Raw genomic sequence first — 15,391 nt, forward strand, 5'->3', positions numbered from 1 at the left:
CCGTCCTGACCGTCTCGGAGGAAATTGCCCCCCTGCCGACCCCGATGTGCCGCAGGGCGCGCGCGATGGCCTGCCCGCCGCGGCACGTCGACAGGGGGGATGCGTCAGGAAACCGCCGGTCCCCGATCGCATTGCGCCCTGGCCGGTTGTCCCTGCCCCGAAGGCAGGGCACCGGTCAGGGCCGCCAGGTCGGACATCGCCACGAGAAAGGTCTCGGAGGCATTGCCCTCGCAGATCAGCATCGCCGCGGTATGGGCCCGGCTGCGTCGGCCGCGGCGCAAGGCCACCAGCACCTCCATGAACTGGCGCTCATGCGGGCTGAGGATCCGGGCACAGCCCGGGCAGTCCGGGTTCGAGAAACGGAACCCCGAGCCCCGCGCGGCACGCATCTGCTGCACCGCCGCCAGCACCGCCACCGCGATCTCGGAGGCCCGCGCCCGGGCCATCCCCGGCGGGAACATCGCCTCGGCCTTGGCGAAGGCGTTGATCCAGGCCTGGCTGTTCGGAAAGGCGAAACTCTGGAAATAGTGACGCGCAACGGTCAGAACGCCCTGCTCGGACGGATCGTAGCCCGCCTCGGCCAGCGGCCGGTCCTGTGGCCCGAGACGGCGCTCGCAGCCGGAGCCCCTCATGCAATGCGCTCCAGCCGGCCGGCAGCCTTGCCGGAAGGTCCCGGATGGCGCGGCCCCCATGCCCCGGCAAAGGCCGGTTTCCATGCATGGCGACGGCCGGCGCGGAAACCGGCAGAGCCTTCGGACGACATCATGGGCAGATCCTCCAGTTTCGTTTCCGGGGAGGCGGCAGGCAGGCCGACCGCAACGGCCAGCAGCCCGCAGGCCTCCCCGAAAGCCTGATGTTCCGGTCTCGGCTGGGCGCAAACCGCCGCTGGCGTGAGCTTGTGCCTAATCTGACAAAATCAGTCGGATAAGGCAAGCCCCCTTCCCCGCCCTGCTGAGAACGACCGGCAGGCCCTTGCCTTCCACCCGTCTCTGCCCCTTCGAGATAGGGATGATTTTCCGTTTTCGAAGATCTTGACGGCGCGGCCGGGTCTTCCTTTATGAGCATCGGAAACGCCCGTTCGGGGTTTTCGGGAACACGCGACAGGTCCGGCTCGACGAGCGGACCGCCGGGGTTTGTCCGCAAGGAAAGCCGCCGGGGTCGTCAGGACATCAACCGCCGCCGCACGGCGGGACCTGAAGCATGTTCGCCCCCAGGGGCGTCTCCGCCGGTGCGCATCAGCGCCCCGGTATTGCGATCGACGCAAGCAAGGAGACGTGTCATGCTCTATCCGTCCACATTCGCTGCGGACCCGTTCGCGCTGATGCGCCAGATGGGCCGCGACCTCGACCGGACCCTCGGCGCAAGGCTCGGCGCTCGGACAGCCGCCTTTCCGGCGGTCAATGTCTGGCAGAATGACGAGGCCGTGGCGATCACCGCCGAGCTGCCGGGCATCGCCCCGTCGGATATCGACATCACGATCAAGGACAATGTCCTGACGCTGTCGGGCGAGCGCCGCGCGCCGGAGTTCGGCGACAGCGCCATCTGGCACCGGCGCGACCGCACCTATGGGCGTTTCAGCCGCGCGATCCGCCTGCCCTTCCCCGCCCGCGACGACCAGGTCGAGGCGCGCTTCGTCAATGGCGTGCTGCGCGTGGTCGTGGCGCGTCCCGAGGAAGACAAGCCGCGCCGGATCGAGATCAAGGCCTTGTGAGAGGAGGACGCCAGATGACCACCGACATGACTGCACCCGACAAAAGCCCCGCCGACGCGCCGGAAACCGCCCGTGGCGGCCGCATCTACCGCCCGCTGGCCGATATCGTCGAATGCGACGACACCGTGACGCTGCTGCTGGAGATGCCCGGCGTCGCCGCGTCCGATGTCGAGATCGCGCTGGAAAACCGGGTGTTGACGATCAGCGGCCGCGCCGAAACCGCCCGGCCCGAACGGCTGCAACTGGTTCATGCCGAATATGGCGAGGGCGATTACGAACGCGCCTTCACCCTGTCGCAGGATGTCGACCCCGACCGGATCGCGGCCGAGATGAAGGACGGGCTGCTGCGCGTGACCCTGCCACGCGCCGAAGCCGCGCAACCGAAGAAGATCGCCGTCAGGTCCGCCTGAGCGGATCGCGCATGGAAAGGAGGACGTATCATGCAGATCAGGGATCTCATCCCCTGGGCGCGGAAGGAGCACAACCCCGAGCCCAAAACCGTAAACGGAAACGGAACTGGCGAGGACAACCCGATCGCGGCATTGCAACGCGACATGAACCGCGTCTTCGAGGGGTTCTGGAACCGCCTCGGCGCGCGCGACTGGCCGCTGGGAGGCGATGCGAAATCAGATGTCGTCGAGACCGCCGATGCCATCGAGGTGTCGATCGAGCTGCCCGGCATGGAGATGAAGGACATAGAGGTCTCCGTCACCGACGACACCCTGACCGTCAAGGGCGAGAAGAGGGTCGAGCGCCAGGAAGAGAAGACCGGCTATTACCTGTCCGAACGCAGCTATGGCGCGATCTATCGCAGCCTGCCGCTGCCGCCCGGCGTCGATGGCAGCAAGGCCGAGGCCTCGTTCCGGAACGGGGTGCTGACGATCCGCCTGCCGCAGACGGCCCAGGCGCAGTCGCGAGTCAGGAAGATCGAGGTGCAGGGCGCCTGAGCCCTGCCCGAAAGACGAACCGGCCGCCATCCCGGCGGCCGGACCCTGTCGCCTTCTCCACCGGCGGCACCGCGCGGTTCACCCCGTCGTCACGCAAAGGTTCCGTGCGGCCGCCGCCCGATCCGAACCGGGATCGAAGCGGCCTTCCTCCTTGTCATGTCCTGGGGGCTGCTGCGAGGCGCGCGACCGGGGCGCTTTCCAGCTAAGTTCGGAGAGGAGGGTCTCCACCGGCACGATCGCACCGGAATGCGGGCGCGCGCCGTCAGGCGGTGTGACGCGGCCTGCCAGGGCTGCACCCGGTGCCGTTTTTCGCTGCAGTCGGGGCGGCCGGCATCCTCTGTACCCGAGGTTCCATCCTCTGCCCCAGAAACAGCAGAAAGGCGGCCGAAGGCGCGGCCGCAGAGAGCCGCCGACGACCTGCCGGGCCCGCGGAAGACGCATCCCCCGCTGCTCCCCGACAGGCCGCCGGACGACGGCAGGGACGGCCTAGAGCGGCCGCGCCTGTTCATAGCCGCGCGCAGAGACGCCGCGCGGCGTTGTCAGCAGGTGATCGGGCGTCAGGCGCAGCGTGTCCATCGCGATCATCCGTTCCTCGTCGGTGGGCACGACCAGCGTCGCCACCGACGCGTCGGGGGCGCTGATATTCGGATACCCGTCGCGCGCCACCTCATTCGAGGCCTCGTCGATCCGAACCCCGAGGAAGCCGAGACCGGAACAGATCCGCGACCGGATCTCGGCACTGTTCTCGCCAATGCCCGCGGTGAAGACCAGGGCGTCGAGCCCGTCCATCGCGGCGGCATAGGCGCCGATGGTCTTCTTGATCTGATAGACGAAGATATCGACCGCCAGCGCGCAGCGCTCGTCGCCCTCGGCGGCGCGGCGGCTGACCTCGCGCATGTCGTTGCTGACACCCGAGACGCCGAGCAGGCCGCTCTTGTGATAGCAGAGCTTCTCGACCTCATCGATCGACATGCCGAGCTGCTTGACCAGGTGGAAGACCACGGCCGGGTCGAAATCGCCCGCGCGGGTCCCCATCGGTACACCGCAAAAGGTGCCGAAACCGATCGAGGTATCGACCGACTTGCCGCCCTTGACCGCGTTCAGCGTGACGCCGTTGCCGAGATGGCAGACCACCATCTTCATGTCCTTGATCGGCCAGTTCAGCAGGTCGGCCGCGGCCTGGCTGACATAGCGGCAGGACGTGCCGTGAAAACCGTACCGGCGGACACCGTGCTTGGCGTAAAGATCGTAGGGCAGCGCGAAGACATGGGCCTCGGGAGGCACGGTCTGGTGGAAGGCGGTGTCGAAGACGACGATATTGGGAACGCCCGGGAACAGACGCCGGGCCTCTTCGATCCCGGCGATGTTGCAGGGGTTGTGCAGCGGCGCGAAGCCGATGCAGGCGCGCAGTTGCGCCATCACGTTGTCATCGACCACGACCGAGTCGACGAAGACGTCGCCGCCATGCACCGCGCGGTGGCCGATGGCCGTGATCGCGGCAGGGCTGTCGATGACGCCGAATTCGGGGTTCATCAGGTTCTCGACCATGAGCCGGAAGCCTGCCTGGTGGTCGGGAATCGGCTGCACGACAGACTCCCGTCGGCCGCGGGCGTGGTGGTCGGATGTGGAGCAGTCCTCGCCGATCCGGGCAATCAGACCCTTCGCGACGACTTCGGACAGATCTGTCGAGTAAAGCTGATACTTCAGGCTGGAGCTGCCGCAGTTGATGGTCAGGATCATCTGGCCGTCCTTTCTTTTAAAACAGCGAGGACGGGCGGCGCGACGAGGGGGGAGTTTGGGAGGAGGGATGTCGCGCCGCCCGTTCGGGGTGCAGGGTGTCGGCCTGCCCCCGGATCACACCGGCATTGGGAGGAGAGCCCAGAAACCGATGGATGTCAGTACGTTGAAGACAAGCGTCATGGCTGCGATCGTGCAGGCCGGCGGGTCGATATGGGTATCGCCGCGATCGAGGAAGATCCGGGCGAAGAACTCGCCGACGAAGGCGCAGACCAGACCCGCGATACCGGCCCAGATGATGCTGCCCGACGCGACACCGACGATGGCGGCCGGCAGCGCGATGTGGTGGGTGACGGGGGTCAGCACGCCCACGGTCAGGAACAGCAGGCTCGCCGCCGCGATACCGAAGGCCAGAAGCGCACCCGCCATGCCGTAGGTGATGCCCAGCCAGCCGCCCAGAAGCCCGACGCCGACGCCGATCATGGCGATCTGGCCGAAGGAGCTCTGGAACACCAGCCATTTGGTGGCATCGGTCGGATGGAAGAAGCGCTCGCCTTCCGGCGTCTTGCCGCACAGCCCGCAGGTGCCCCAGATGAAGCGCACGATGAAGGCCGAGATCACGACGCTCATGCCGGGATAGTCGGTCCAGGGCAGGCCCGGGCCCACATCGGGCACCATCGCGACGCCCCAGCAGATCACGTAGCCGACGATCCCGAAGATGCCGCCGACCAGCAGCACGTCGGGACTGTTCAGCCCCATGCCCGCCGTCACGATGTTGCGGCCGCTGTCAAGCTTGCCCTTCGAGGCCGCATAGGCCGCGGCGGCGACGCCCGAGGCGAAGCCGCCCACATGCGGACCGAAGACGCCGAACGGGATCCCGAAGAAGTCGGTGGCCGCAGGCGCGACGGCCAACTGGATCGCAACGCCCGCGATCGTCAGGATGCCCACGAAGGCGAAGGCCGGCAATGCGCCGATCGCCGCCCCGAAAATGCCGCCCCCGAAGGCGACCAGTAAACCGAGTGCAGTCATTTGTTCCTCCTTGCAACGCAACCGACATCGCTCACCCGAAATCCAGGACGTGGATTTGCGCGCTCACTTCGATTCCGCTTTCAAGATCTCATGTCGATTCTTTCGGTTTCCATTCGCTCCGCAACCGCTGCCGGATTTCAAAAACAAAAATAACCATATCCGGAAAAAGATTAGCTTCCCGGGTCGGAAATTTTCATCCCTCGATATCGGAATATCGAAACGAAACCCGAATTTGGGCGCGTCGTCGTAAATAATGGTGAGCGAATTTACCCAAACGGTCAACGCGGGGAACTTGGCCTCCGCAGGTGATTTCTTGCCAGAGTCGGGAAAGGCCGGAAAACCTGCCCCTCGAAGGAGCCAAAATCGTCCGGAACCGCCCCACAAATCCTTATTTTGTATATTTTTTTCAGATACTTGAAAGGAGAGATCGATTCGCTTCCGAAACCGCAGGAGCCCCACGCCACACGGCCCTTGAGGGCTTTACCGGGGTTATCTTGACCTCCCCATGACAAGATTTTACCCGCCCGGGTAATTTCCTGTCATCGCTCCGATTTGCGCCGCGCACCGCCCTCCTGCGCCAAACCCCTTGTTTTCATGGCCGATACGCCGGATTTTTCACTCTCCGGCAAGTTATTACCCGTCATTGTCAAACCCTTCGCGTTGTCCCGGACCCCGACCAACACCTATTCTCCATTCAACGACGCGGCTCATCGCGAAGGAAATGGAATGTTCGGTTCCTCGAAATACAAAGTCCTCATGATCGTCGGCGATTATTCCGAAGATTATGAAGTGATGGTTCCCTTCCAGGCGCTGGAGATGGCCGGCATCGCGGTCGACGCGGTCTGCCCCAGCAAATGCAAGGGCGACACCATCCGGACCGCGATCCACGATTTCGAGGGTGACCAGACCTATAGCGAGAAGCCCGGTCACCTGTTTCGTCTGACCGCCGCCTTCGGACTGATCGACCCGGATAGCTATCACGGGCTCTATCTCCCCGGCGGCCGCGCCTGCGAATATCTGCGGCTCGACGACGAAGTGCTGACCTTGGTCCGCAGCTTCATGAAGAACGACCGGCCCGTCGCCGCGATCTGCCACGGGCCACAGATCCTTGCAGCCGCGGGCGTGCTCGCCGGCCGCACCCTGACGGCCTACCCGGCCGTCGCCCCCGAGATCCGCGCTGTCGGTGGCACTTATGTCGCCGTTGCGCCGGAAGACACCGTAACCGACGGAAATCTCGCGACATCTCCGGCCTGGCCCGGTCACCCGGGGCTCATGCGCGCCTTCCTGCGTCGCATCGCACCCGATGTCGTGAACTGAACGAACCTATCGGCGCCGGCGGGCCGCAATGGCTCGGCGGGGCATAACAGCCTGGAGGATACCATGATTGAGAAGGGCTTTACGAAACCGACGGACCGCGTATTGCGGCTGAAGAAGCAGATCATCAACGCGAAGCCTTACGTCGAGTCCGAGCGTGCTGTTCTTGCGACCGAAGCCTACAAGGCAACCGAAGGGCTGCCGGCGATCCTGCGGCGCGCCAAGGTTGCCGAGAAGATCTTCAACGAGCTTCCGGTCACCATCCGCGAAGACGAACTGATCGTCGGCGCGATCACCAAGAACCCGCGTTCGACCGAAATCTGCCCCGAATTCTCGTTCGAATGGGTGGAAGCCGAGTTCGACACAATGGCCACCCGGATGGCCGACCCCTTCGAGATCCCGAAGGAAACCGCAGCCGAGCTGCATGAGGCCTTCAAGTACTGGCCGGGCAAGACCACCCAGGCGCTTGCGGCCTCGTACATGTCGAAGAAGACCCATGACTGCATGAACAATGGGGTCTTCACCGTCGGCAACTACTACTTCGGCGGCGTCGGCCACGTCTGCGTGGACTATGGCAAGATCCTCAAGATCGGCTTCCGCGGTGTCATCGAGCAGGCGATCAAGTCGATCGAGGCGCTCGACGAGAAAGATCCGGAATTCATCAAGAAGAAACAGTTCTACAACGCGACCGTGATCGCCTACAACGCCGCGATCAACTTCGCCCATCGCTATGCCGCGAAGGCCGAGGAACTGGCGGCGAAGGAATCGAACCCGGCCCGCAAGGCGGAACTGGAACAGATCGCCAAGAACTGCCGTCGCGTGCCTGAAAACCCGGCCTCGACCTTCTGGGAAGCCTGCCAGACGATGTGGTTCATCCAGTGCATGCTGCAGATCGAATCCTCGGGCCACTCGATTTCGCCCGGCCGGTTCGACCAGTACATGAACCCCTACTTCCTGGCCGACAAGTCGATCAGCAAGGAGTTCGCCCAGGAACTGGTCGACTGCATCTGGATCAAGCTGAACGACGTCAACAAGACCCGCGACGAAGTATCGGCCCAGGCCTTTGCCGGTTACGCCGTGTTCCAGAACCTCTGCGTCGGTGGTCAGACCGAAGACGGTCTCGATGCCACCAACGAGATGTCCTACATGTGCATGGAAGCCACCGCGCATGTGAAGCTGCCGCAGCCGTCCTTCTCGATCCGCGTCTGGCAGGGTACTCCTGACGAGTTCCTGTTCCGTGCGGCAGAGGTCGTGCGTCTCGGGCTCGGGGTTCCGGCCGTCTACAACGACGAGGTGATCATCCCCGCGCTGCAGAACCGCGGTGTCTCGCTGGCCCATGCCCGCGACTACGGCATCGTCGGCTGCGTCGAACCGCAGGCGATCCACCGCACCGAAGGCTGGCACGACGCGGCGTTCTTCAACGTGGCCAAGGTTCTGGAAATCACCATGAACAACGGCCGCGCGGGCGACACGCAGCTGGGTCCGAAAACCGGCGAGATGACCGAGTGGAAATCGCTCGACGACTTCTACGTCGCGTTCAAGACGCAGATGGCCTTCTTCGTCAAACACCTTGCCGAAGCCGACAACTGCGTCGACATCGCCCATGCCGAACGGGCTCCGCTGCCCTTCCTCTCGGCCATGGTCGATGACTGCCTCGGCCGCGGCAAGTCGGTCCAGGAAGGTGGCGCGATCTACAACTTCACCGGCCCGCAGGCCTTCGGCGTCGCGGATAGCGGCGACTCGGTCTACGCGATGAAGAAGTTCGTCTTCGACGAGAAGAAAGTGTCGATGGCCGACCTCAAGCAAGCCATGGATGCGAACTTCGGTGTCGCGCTCGGCTCGACCGCTCCGTCGGCCACCGGCAAGGGTCCGTCCGAGGAAGAAGTCTACGCCGCGGTGCGCAAGGTCCTCTCGACCAACAGCTCGGTCGATGTGGCCACGCTGAAGGACGAGGTCTACCGGACCCTCGCCACCAACAGCGCTCCGACGTCGGACTCGTCGAAGTATGAAAGCATCCGGCGCCTGATGGACTCGGCCGAGTGCTTCGGCAACGACATCGACGATGTCGACCTGATCGCCCGGAAATGCGCCCGGATCTACTGCCTCGAGGTGGAGAAATACACCAACCCGCGTGGCGGCCAGTTCCAGGCCGGGATCTACCCGGTGTCCGCGAACGTGCTCTTCGGCAAGGACGTGGGCGCCCTGCCCGACGGCCGTCTCGCCAAGCAGCCGCTTTCGGACGGTGTGTCGCCGCGGCAGGGCAAGGACTCGAAGGGCCCGACCGCCGCTGCCAACTCGGTGGCCAAGCTGGACCACTTCATCGCGTCGAACGGCACCCTCTACAACCAGAAGTTCCTGCCTTCGGCGCTGGCCGGTGACCAGGGTCTGCAGAACTTCGCTTCGCTGGTGCGGTCGTACTTCGATCACAAGGGCATGCATGTGCAGTTCAACGTGATCGACCGTGCAACCCTGCTGGACGCGCAGAAACATCCGGAAGCCCACAACGACCTCGTGGTCCGCGTGGCCGGGTACAGCGCCCAGTTCGTCGTCCTCGCGAAAGAGGTGCAGGACGACATCATCAGCCGGACGGAACAAACGTTCTGATCCAGAGACAGGTCGGTCCCCGCAGCGCAGCACGCGGGGGCCGGCCGGGCAGAGACACGGGCGGGCTCCCCTGACATCCAACCGCCCGTGTCCGCCGCCCCCACGATCTGACGACCCGACGACCCGCGAAGAACAGGTGACCCGAATGACCCGCTACACGAGTTTCCAAACCAGGACCGAGATCGTCTTCGGCCCCGGACTGCTGGACCGCCTGCACGCCTATCGCGGCCGGAAGGTCGGCATCGTGACCGACGCTTTCCTGGCGCAGTCCGGCGCCCTCGACCGGGTCCGCAAGGCGCTGCCCGACTGCCAGATCAGGGTCTTTGACGAGGTTGTCCCCGACACCCCCATCGACGCTGTTTCCGCCGGAGCCCGCCATCTGGGCAATTTCGGCCCCGAAGTCATCATCGCGCTCGGCGGCGGCTCGCCGATCGACGGCGCGAAAGCCATCCTCGCCATCGTCCGCGAGATGCATCCCGACCGCTACATCCCCTTCGTCGCAATCCCGACGACCAGCGGCACCGGGTCCGAAGTGACGACCTTCGCCGTGATCTCGGATCCGGCCAACGGACGCAAATTCCCGCTGATCTCGGAAGAACTGGTGCCCGACGTGGCGCTGCTCGACCCCGAATTCGTGCGCACCGCGCCGCCCAAGGTGACCGCCGATACCGGCATGGACGTCATCACCCACGCGCTCGAGGCCGTGGTCGCCCGAGGCGCCAACTACTTTACCGACGCCTTCGCCGACAAGGCGCTGAGCCTCGCCTTCGCCTACCTGCCCCGCGCCTATGCCGATGGCAATGACATGGAAGCGCGCGACGCGATGCACCAGGCGTCCTGCCTGGCGGGCTTCGCCTTCGCCGCGGCGGGACTTGGCGTCAACCACAGCCTCGCCCATGCGCTGGGCGGCAAGCTGCACGTGGTCCATGGCCGCACCAACTCGGTGCTCCTGCCGGTGGTCATCCCGTGGAACGCGGCAGAGCCGAAGGCCGCCGCCGCCTATGCCCGGATCGCCCGGCTGATCGGCCTCGATGCCCCCGACACCCCTGCCGGAGTGGCCGCGCTGATCGCCAGGATCCGTGAGTTCAACACCCTGTTCGGCATCCCCGCAACGATCCCCGAGATCGGTGCCGACAAGGAGGAATACCGTCGCGTCAGCTCTGACGTCGCGGCGGCTGCGCTGGCCGATGCCTGCACGACCAGCAACCCACGCAAACCGTCCCAGGCAGATCTGGAAGATCTGCTGGCGCAGGTCGGCGGTTAGAGGACGAGGGAGGATGCAGCAGAGCAAGAAGCGCGAAGACCCCAAGTCTAACTTCATCAACGCAAGATCGTGAGCAAGGAGAGAGCGATGCAACAGGAAGCACTGGGAATGGTCGAAACCAAAGGTCTGGTCGGCGCCATCGAGGCGGCGGATGCCATGGTCAAATCGGCCAACGTGACGATGATCGGCTACGAGAAAATCGGCTCGGGCCTCGTCACCGTGATGGTGCGTGGCGATGTCGGCGCGGTCAAGGCCGCTACCGATGCGGGCGCCGTGGCGGCTGGCAAGGTCGGCACCGTGGCCTCTGTCCACGTCATCCCGCGGCCGCATACCGAGGTGGAACGCATTCTGCCCCATCCCGCCCCGGTCGCCGAGTAACCCCTGACTGAAGACTAGGAGGATCGGTCATGAAAGACGATCTCGTCGAACAACTCATGGGGGAAGTGATCCGGAAAATGGGGGGGAGCGACAGCTCCTCCTCCTCCGCCCCCCAACCCGAAGCGAAGGCAGCCCCGGCAAAGGCGCCCAAGGCCTGCCAGCTGACCGAATTCGTCGGCACCGCGATCGGCGACACCATCGGCGTGGTCATCGCCAATGTCGATCCGGCCCTGCACGAAGCGATGAAGATCGACAAGAAATACCGCTCGATCGGCATCGTTGGCGCACGGACCGGAGCCGGTCCCCATATCTTCGCGGCCGATGAGGCGGTGAAGGCGACCAACAGCGAAGTGCTGGTGATCGAACTGCCGCGCGACACCAAGGGCGGCGGCGGCCACGGCTCGCTGGTCATCTTCGGCGCCGCGGATGTCTCGGACGCCCGTCGGGCGGTCGAGGTCATGCTGGGCGAACTGGACCGGACCTTCGGCGATGTCTACGGCAACGACGCGGGCCACCTGGAGTTCCAGTACACCGCCCGTGCCAGCTACGCCCTGAACAAGGCCTTCGGCGCGCCGGTCGGCCAGGCTTTCGGCATCACCGTGGGGGCGCCTGCCGCCATCGGCGTGCTGATGGCCGATACCGCCGCCAAGGCGGCCACGGTCGAGACCGTCGGCTATGCCTCGCCCGGCAATGGCGGGACCAGCTACTCGAACGAGGCCATCTACATGTTCAGCGGCGATTCCGGTGCGGTGCGCCAGGCGATCCATGCTGCCCGCGATGTCGGCAAGCAGCTTCTGGGCGCCATGGACCCGGCTCCGCTCGAGTCGACCACCACGCCGTACATCTGAGCCTGAAAGAGGATGACCGTCATGACCGAGAAAAGCCTTGGATTGATCGAAACCATCGGCCTGGCTGCTGCCGTGGAAGCCGCCGACGCTGCGGTGAAATCGGCAAATGTCCAGCTGGTGGGCTACGAGCTGACCAATGGCGATGGCATGACGGTCGTCAAACTTCGCGGAGAAGTGGGCGCCATCAAGGCCGCGGTTGCGGCCGGCGCCGTGGCGGCCGAGCGGGTCAACCGCGTCGTGTCGACCCAGGTTATCGCGCGCCCGGCGCGGGACGTGTCCTTGCTGGTGGACAGTCCTGCAACGGTGGGTGCGCTGCCGCCGACGGATCCGGACCCGGATCCGAAAGGCGGCCTGGCTGCAGCTTCCGAGCCCGCGACCGAAGCCGGACCGTCCCCTGCCGAAGCGGCTCCGCCCGCTCCGGCGGAGGTCGACACGGCCGAGGCCGAACAAGACGCGGAAACGGATGCGGCGGCCGCGTCGGACGCCACTGGGACTCTGGCGTCCGACGACACCCCCACCCCCGACACCCCCCCGGCGGAGACCCCGGCCGAGGCAGCACCCGCTGCCGAGGACCAGGCGGCTCCGGAGGCCGGGACGGACACACCGACCGAGACAAGCTCCGAGCCCGCTCCCGAAGCCGGGCCCGAAGCCACGCCCTCGGAGACAGCCGCTGACACCTCCGACGAGGCGGCGGCGGCCGGCGGGACGGCGAATGCCGGGCGGCGAAACCGCCGGCGTTCCAGCCCGGCCAGGAAACCCGGACGCTCCGGGAAGTGATGTGAACCGCCCCGGCGCAGCGCGCGGGGCAAGAACCGGAAGCGACCAGGAGCCGGACGCCCGATGCGGCCGGGACCGAAGCCCCCGAGGCCACCGCGGAGAGACGCGGCAAGGGGGCGGGTCGAGAGGAACAGGACAGGACGATGCTGGAAACTGGTAACATGATTGATCGGATCGTCTCCGAGGTGCTGGCGCAAGGGCGTGCGGCAGCGCGGGGCACGACCGGAACCGACGCGGGATCCGACCCCGCGCTGGTTCCGGTCGGCGTCTCGAACCGGCATATCCACCTGTCGCGCCAGGACATGGATGCGCTGTTCGGCCCCGGCGTCATGCTGACCCGCAAGAAGGCGATGAAGCAGCCCGGCCAGTATGCCGCCGAGGAAACCGTGATCCTGCGCGGGCCCAAGGGCGAGATCGGCAAGGTCCGGGTTCTCGGGCCGCTGCGCAAGGACACCCAGGTCGAGGTCTCGACCGCCGACGGCTTCGCGCTGGGCGTCCGCCCGCCGCTCCGGATGTCGGGCAAGCTCAACGACACCCCCGGCCTCGAGATCGTCGGCCCGCATGGCTCGGTGCGCAAGAGCGCGGGCGTGATCGTCGCGATGCGCCACATCCACATGCTGCCCGAAACTGCCGCCCGGCTGGGCCTCGCCAATGGCGACGAGGTCAGCGTGCTGGTCGAGGGACCGCGCGGCGGGATCATGCATCACGTCGCGATCCGCGCGGCCGAGGCCTCGGCGACCGAGATGCATATCGACGTCGAGGAAGCGAACGCCTTCGGGCTGAAGAACGACGATATCGTGCGGATCCTCCGGGACTGACCGCAGGCACACCGCAGGGACGACGACGCGAGGAAACGGGATCAGAACGATGAGCACCGACAGGACATTGCGCGATTTTGCCGAGCTGATCCGCTCGGGCGACGTGCTGCCCGCGGATCGCCGCGCACCGGGCCCGCTGAAGATCGGCGTCGATCTCGGCACCGCCAATCTGGTGCTGGCCGTGCTCGACGCGGCCAACCGCCCCGTCGCCGGGACCACCTTCCGCTCGACGGTGGTTCGCGACGGAATCGTCGTCGACTATATCGGCGCGGTCCGTGCCGTCCGCCAGATGAAGGCCGAGCTTGAAGCGCGCCTTGGCGAGCCCCTGATCCGGGCCGCCGCCGCGATCCCGCCCGGCATCCATCCGGGCAGCACCAAGGCCATCGGCAATGTCGTCGAGGCGGCCGATTTCGAGCTGGCCGAGATCGTCGACGAACCCGCCGCCGCGGCCCGGTTCCTCGGCATCGCCGACGGCGCCGTTGTCGATGTCGGCGGCGGCACCACCGGCATCAGCGTGCTGAAGGATGGCGAGGTCCTGGCCTCCTTCGACGAGGCGACCGGCGGCACCCATATGACGCTGGTCCTGGCCGGGGCGCGCGGCGTCAGTTTCGAGGAGGCCGAGGCCGAGAAACTGGACCCCGCCGCCGAACGCGATGTCTTCGCCGTCATCCGCCCCGTGGCCGACAAGATGGCCAGCATCGTCGCCCGCTTCCTCGAGGCCTATCCCGATCTGGACGCCGTCCATGTCGTCGGCGGCGCCTGCACCTTCAGCGAGTTCGAGCAGGTCTTCGCCAAGGAGACCGGCCGCCGGATCGTCAAGCCGGCTGAGCCGCTCCTGGTGACCCCGCTGGGGATCGCGATGTTCCCGCAAGCGACAGGAGAGAAATGATGGACCGCGCCGCGCTCGATACCCTGCTCGACCGGGCCCTGCTGGACCTGCTGTCGGACCGCATCGTGGCCCGTCTGAAGGCCCGCGAGCGCTCGGCGCTGCTGCTGGTCTCGGGCACCGATCTGGGCCTCGACGCGGCGATCCGGTCGCTGTCGCCGCTGAATGCCGCGGGCTGGTCCTTCGAGATCCGCCGCAGCCCCGACGCCGCCGGGCTTCTGACCCCGGAACGGCTGCGCCTGCTGGGCGGCGCGCAGGCGATCCCGCCGATGGCGGCGCCCGGCGAAACCGATATCGACGGCGTCCTGGGACGCCATGGCCTCGTGGTGGTGCCCGCGCTCAGCGTGGCGCTGGCCGCGCGGGCCTCGCTCGGCATGGCCGAGGACGAGGTCTCGGCGCTTCTGACCGGCGCGCTCGAACGCGGCCGCCGCGTGGTGGCGGCCCGTGACGGCGTCTGCCCCGCCAGCCGCGACCGCAAGGCGCGCGGTCTGACCGGAAATGCCGCCTATCGCGAAATGCTGGCCGGACATCTGGTCCGCCTGCAGAGCTATGGGGTCGAGTTTGCCTGGGCCGCGAAGCTGGGCGATGCCATCGCGTCCCCGCGGCCGGGCGACCGGGGGCCGGGCCCGGGCCGGAGGACCGCGACACCCTCCGTGCCCGGGTCGCGGGTCTTCGGCTGGAGCGAGGCCAAGACGTTCGACAGCGCCGAACTGACGCTCGACGCCGATGTCCTGATCACGCCGCTGGCGGCGGAAGAGTTGCGGGCCCGGCAGGTCCGCGTCGTGAGAGTGTAGGAGAAGGCCGATGCATCTGGGACGCGTTATCGGGACCGTGGTCTCGACCAGCAAGGATCCGAGCCTCACCGGCTCCAAGCTTCTGATCGTGGCGCGGCTGACCCCGCAACTGGAACCGACCGGTTTCACCGAGATCGCCGTCGACACGGTCGGCGCGGGCTGGGGCGAGACGGTGATCGTCGCCAAGGGCAGCGGCGCGCGGATGGCGGGTTCGCTGGGCAAGTCGGTCTCGGATGCCTCGATCGTCGGCATTGTCGACACCGTCGAGACCCATTGAGGAGGCG

15 protein-coding genes and 1 pseudogene are annotated in these 15,391 nt (G+C 66.4%); 13 read left to right on the top strand and 3 right to left on the bottom strand.

All coding sequences use genetic code 11. The features are described from left to right. Nucleotides 1-104 precede the first annotated feature (104 nt). Nucleotides 105-632 carry a hypothetical protein gene (locus B5V46_RS15130; protein ID WP_196774267.1) on the bottom strand — a complete coding sequence of 176 codons (528 nt, stop codon included), beginning with the start codon at nt 630-632 and terminating at the stop codon, nt 105-107. Between the two features lie 647 nt (nt 633-1,279). On the opposite strand from B5V46_RS15130, the gene B5V46_RS15135 reads away from it, so the two are divergent. From B5V46_RS15135 to B5V46_RS15145, 3 genes are read left to right on the top strand one after another with little or no spacing between them, the layout of a single operon-like run. Next, a complete protein-coding gene (locus tag B5V46_RS15135; RefSeq protein WP_080617368.1) occupies nt 1,280-1,711 on the top strand; it encodes an Hsp20/alpha crystallin family protein in 432 nt (143 codons plus the stop codon). Between the two features lie 14 nt (nt 1,712-1,725). Then, on the top strand, nt 1,726-2,121 hold the full coding sequence (locus B5V46_RS15140) for an Hsp20/alpha crystallin family protein (protein ID WP_080617369.1): 396 nt from the start codon (nt 1,726-1,728) through the stop codon (nt 2,119-2,121). Nucleotides 2,122-2,151: 30 nt separating this feature from the next. After that, nucleotides 2,152-2,658 carry an Hsp20/alpha crystallin family protein gene (locus tag B5V46_RS15145; RefSeq protein ID WP_080617370.1) on the top strand — a complete coding sequence of 169 codons (507 nt, stop codon included), beginning with the start codon at nt 2,152-2,154 and terminating at the stop codon, nt 2,656-2,658. 486 nt (nt 2,659-3,144) lie between these two features. Here B5V46_RS15145 and B5V46_RS15150 read toward each other — a convergent pair whose 3' ends face one another. Both B5V46_RS15150 and B5V46_RS15155 read right to left on the bottom strand, forming a co-directional pair. Next, a complete protein-coding gene (locus B5V46_RS15150) occupies nt 3,145-4,398 on the bottom strand; it encodes an acetate/propionate family kinase (protein WP_080617371.1) in 1,254 nt (417 codons plus the stop codon). A 114-nt stretch (nt 4,399-4,512) separates the two neighbouring features. Next, nucleotides 4,513-5,424, bottom strand: a complete 912-nt coding sequence (locus B5V46_RS15155) for a permease (protein WP_080617372.1) — start codon at nt 5,422-5,424, stop codon at nt 4,513-4,515. Between the two features lie 594 nt (nt 5,425-6,018). Here B5V46_RS15155 and B5V46_RS15160 point away from each other — a divergent pair. From B5V46_RS15160 to B5V46_RS15205, 10 genes and pseudogenes are all read left to right on the top strand, one after another. Next, nucleotides 6,019-6,741 (top strand): DJ-1/PfpI family protein, encoded by a 723-nt coding sequence (locus B5V46_RS15160; protein ID WP_231119142.1) that lies wholly within the window; start codon nt 6,019-6,021, stop codon nt 6,739-6,741. Nucleotides 6,742-6,843: 102 nt separating this feature from the next. Next, nucleotides 6,844-9,342: a glycyl radical protein gene (locus B5V46_RS15165; protein ID WP_304442523.1), complete on the top strand. Its 2,499-nt coding sequence runs from the start codon at nt 6,844-6,846 to the stop codon at nt 9,340-9,342. Nucleotides 9,343-9,487: 145 nt separating this feature from the next. After that, a complete protein-coding gene (locus B5V46_RS15170; RefSeq protein ID WP_080617375.1) occupies nt 9,488-10,606 on the top strand; it encodes an iron-containing alcohol dehydrogenase in 1,119 nt (372 codons plus the stop codon). Between the two features lie 87 nt (nt 10,607-10,693). After that, a complete protein-coding gene (gene pduA, locus B5V46_RS15175; RefSeq protein ID WP_080617376.1) occupies nt 10,694-10,984 on the top strand; it encodes a propanediol utilization microcompartment protein PduA in 291 nt (96 codons plus the stop codon). 29 nt (nt 10,985-11,013) lie between these two features. After that, the gene (pduB, locus tag B5V46_RS15180) at nt 11,014-11,832 is read left to right on the top strand and encodes a propanediol utilization microcompartment protein PduB (RefSeq protein WP_080617377.1); all 819 of its coding nucleotides are present in this window, start codon (nt 11,014-11,016) and stop codon (nt 11,830-11,832) included. Nucleotides 11,833-11,853: 21 nt separating this feature from the next. Next, nucleotides 11,854-12,120: pseudogene (locus B5V46_RS20900) on the top strand (BMC domain-containing protein); the annotation flags it as partial. Nucleotides 12,121-12,752: 632 nt separating this feature from the next. After that, nucleotides 12,753-13,427, top strand: a complete 675-nt coding sequence (locus B5V46_RS15190) for a phosphate propanoyltransferase (protein ID WP_080617378.1) — start codon at nt 12,753-12,755, stop codon at nt 13,425-13,427. 49 nt (nt 13,428-13,476) lie between these two features. Further along, a complete protein-coding gene (eutJ, locus tag B5V46_RS15195; protein ID WP_080617379.1) occupies nt 13,477-14,316 on the top strand; it encodes an ethanolamine utilization protein EutJ in 840 nt (279 codons plus the stop codon). Beyond that, nucleotides 14,313-15,107: a hypothetical protein gene (locus B5V46_RS15200; RefSeq protein WP_155774086.1), complete on the top strand. Its 795-nt coding sequence runs from the start codon at nt 14,313-14,315 to the stop codon at nt 15,105-15,107. Before eutJ ends, B5V46_RS15200 begins: the two co-directional genes overlap by 4 nt. Nucleotides 15,108-15,117: 10 nt before the next feature. Further along, nucleotides 15,118-15,384 (top strand): EutN/CcmL family microcompartment protein, encoded by a 267-nt coding sequence (locus B5V46_RS15205; RefSeq protein WP_080617381.1) that lies wholly within the window; start codon nt 15,118-15,120, stop codon nt 15,382-15,384. Nucleotides 15,385-15,391 lie beyond the last annotated feature (7 nt).

The organism is Rhodovulum sp. MB263 (assembly GCF_002073975.1).
In the GTDB taxonomy this organism is placed as follows: Bacteria; Pseudomonadota; Alphaproteobacteria; order Rhodobacterales; family Rhodobacteraceae; genus Rhodovulum.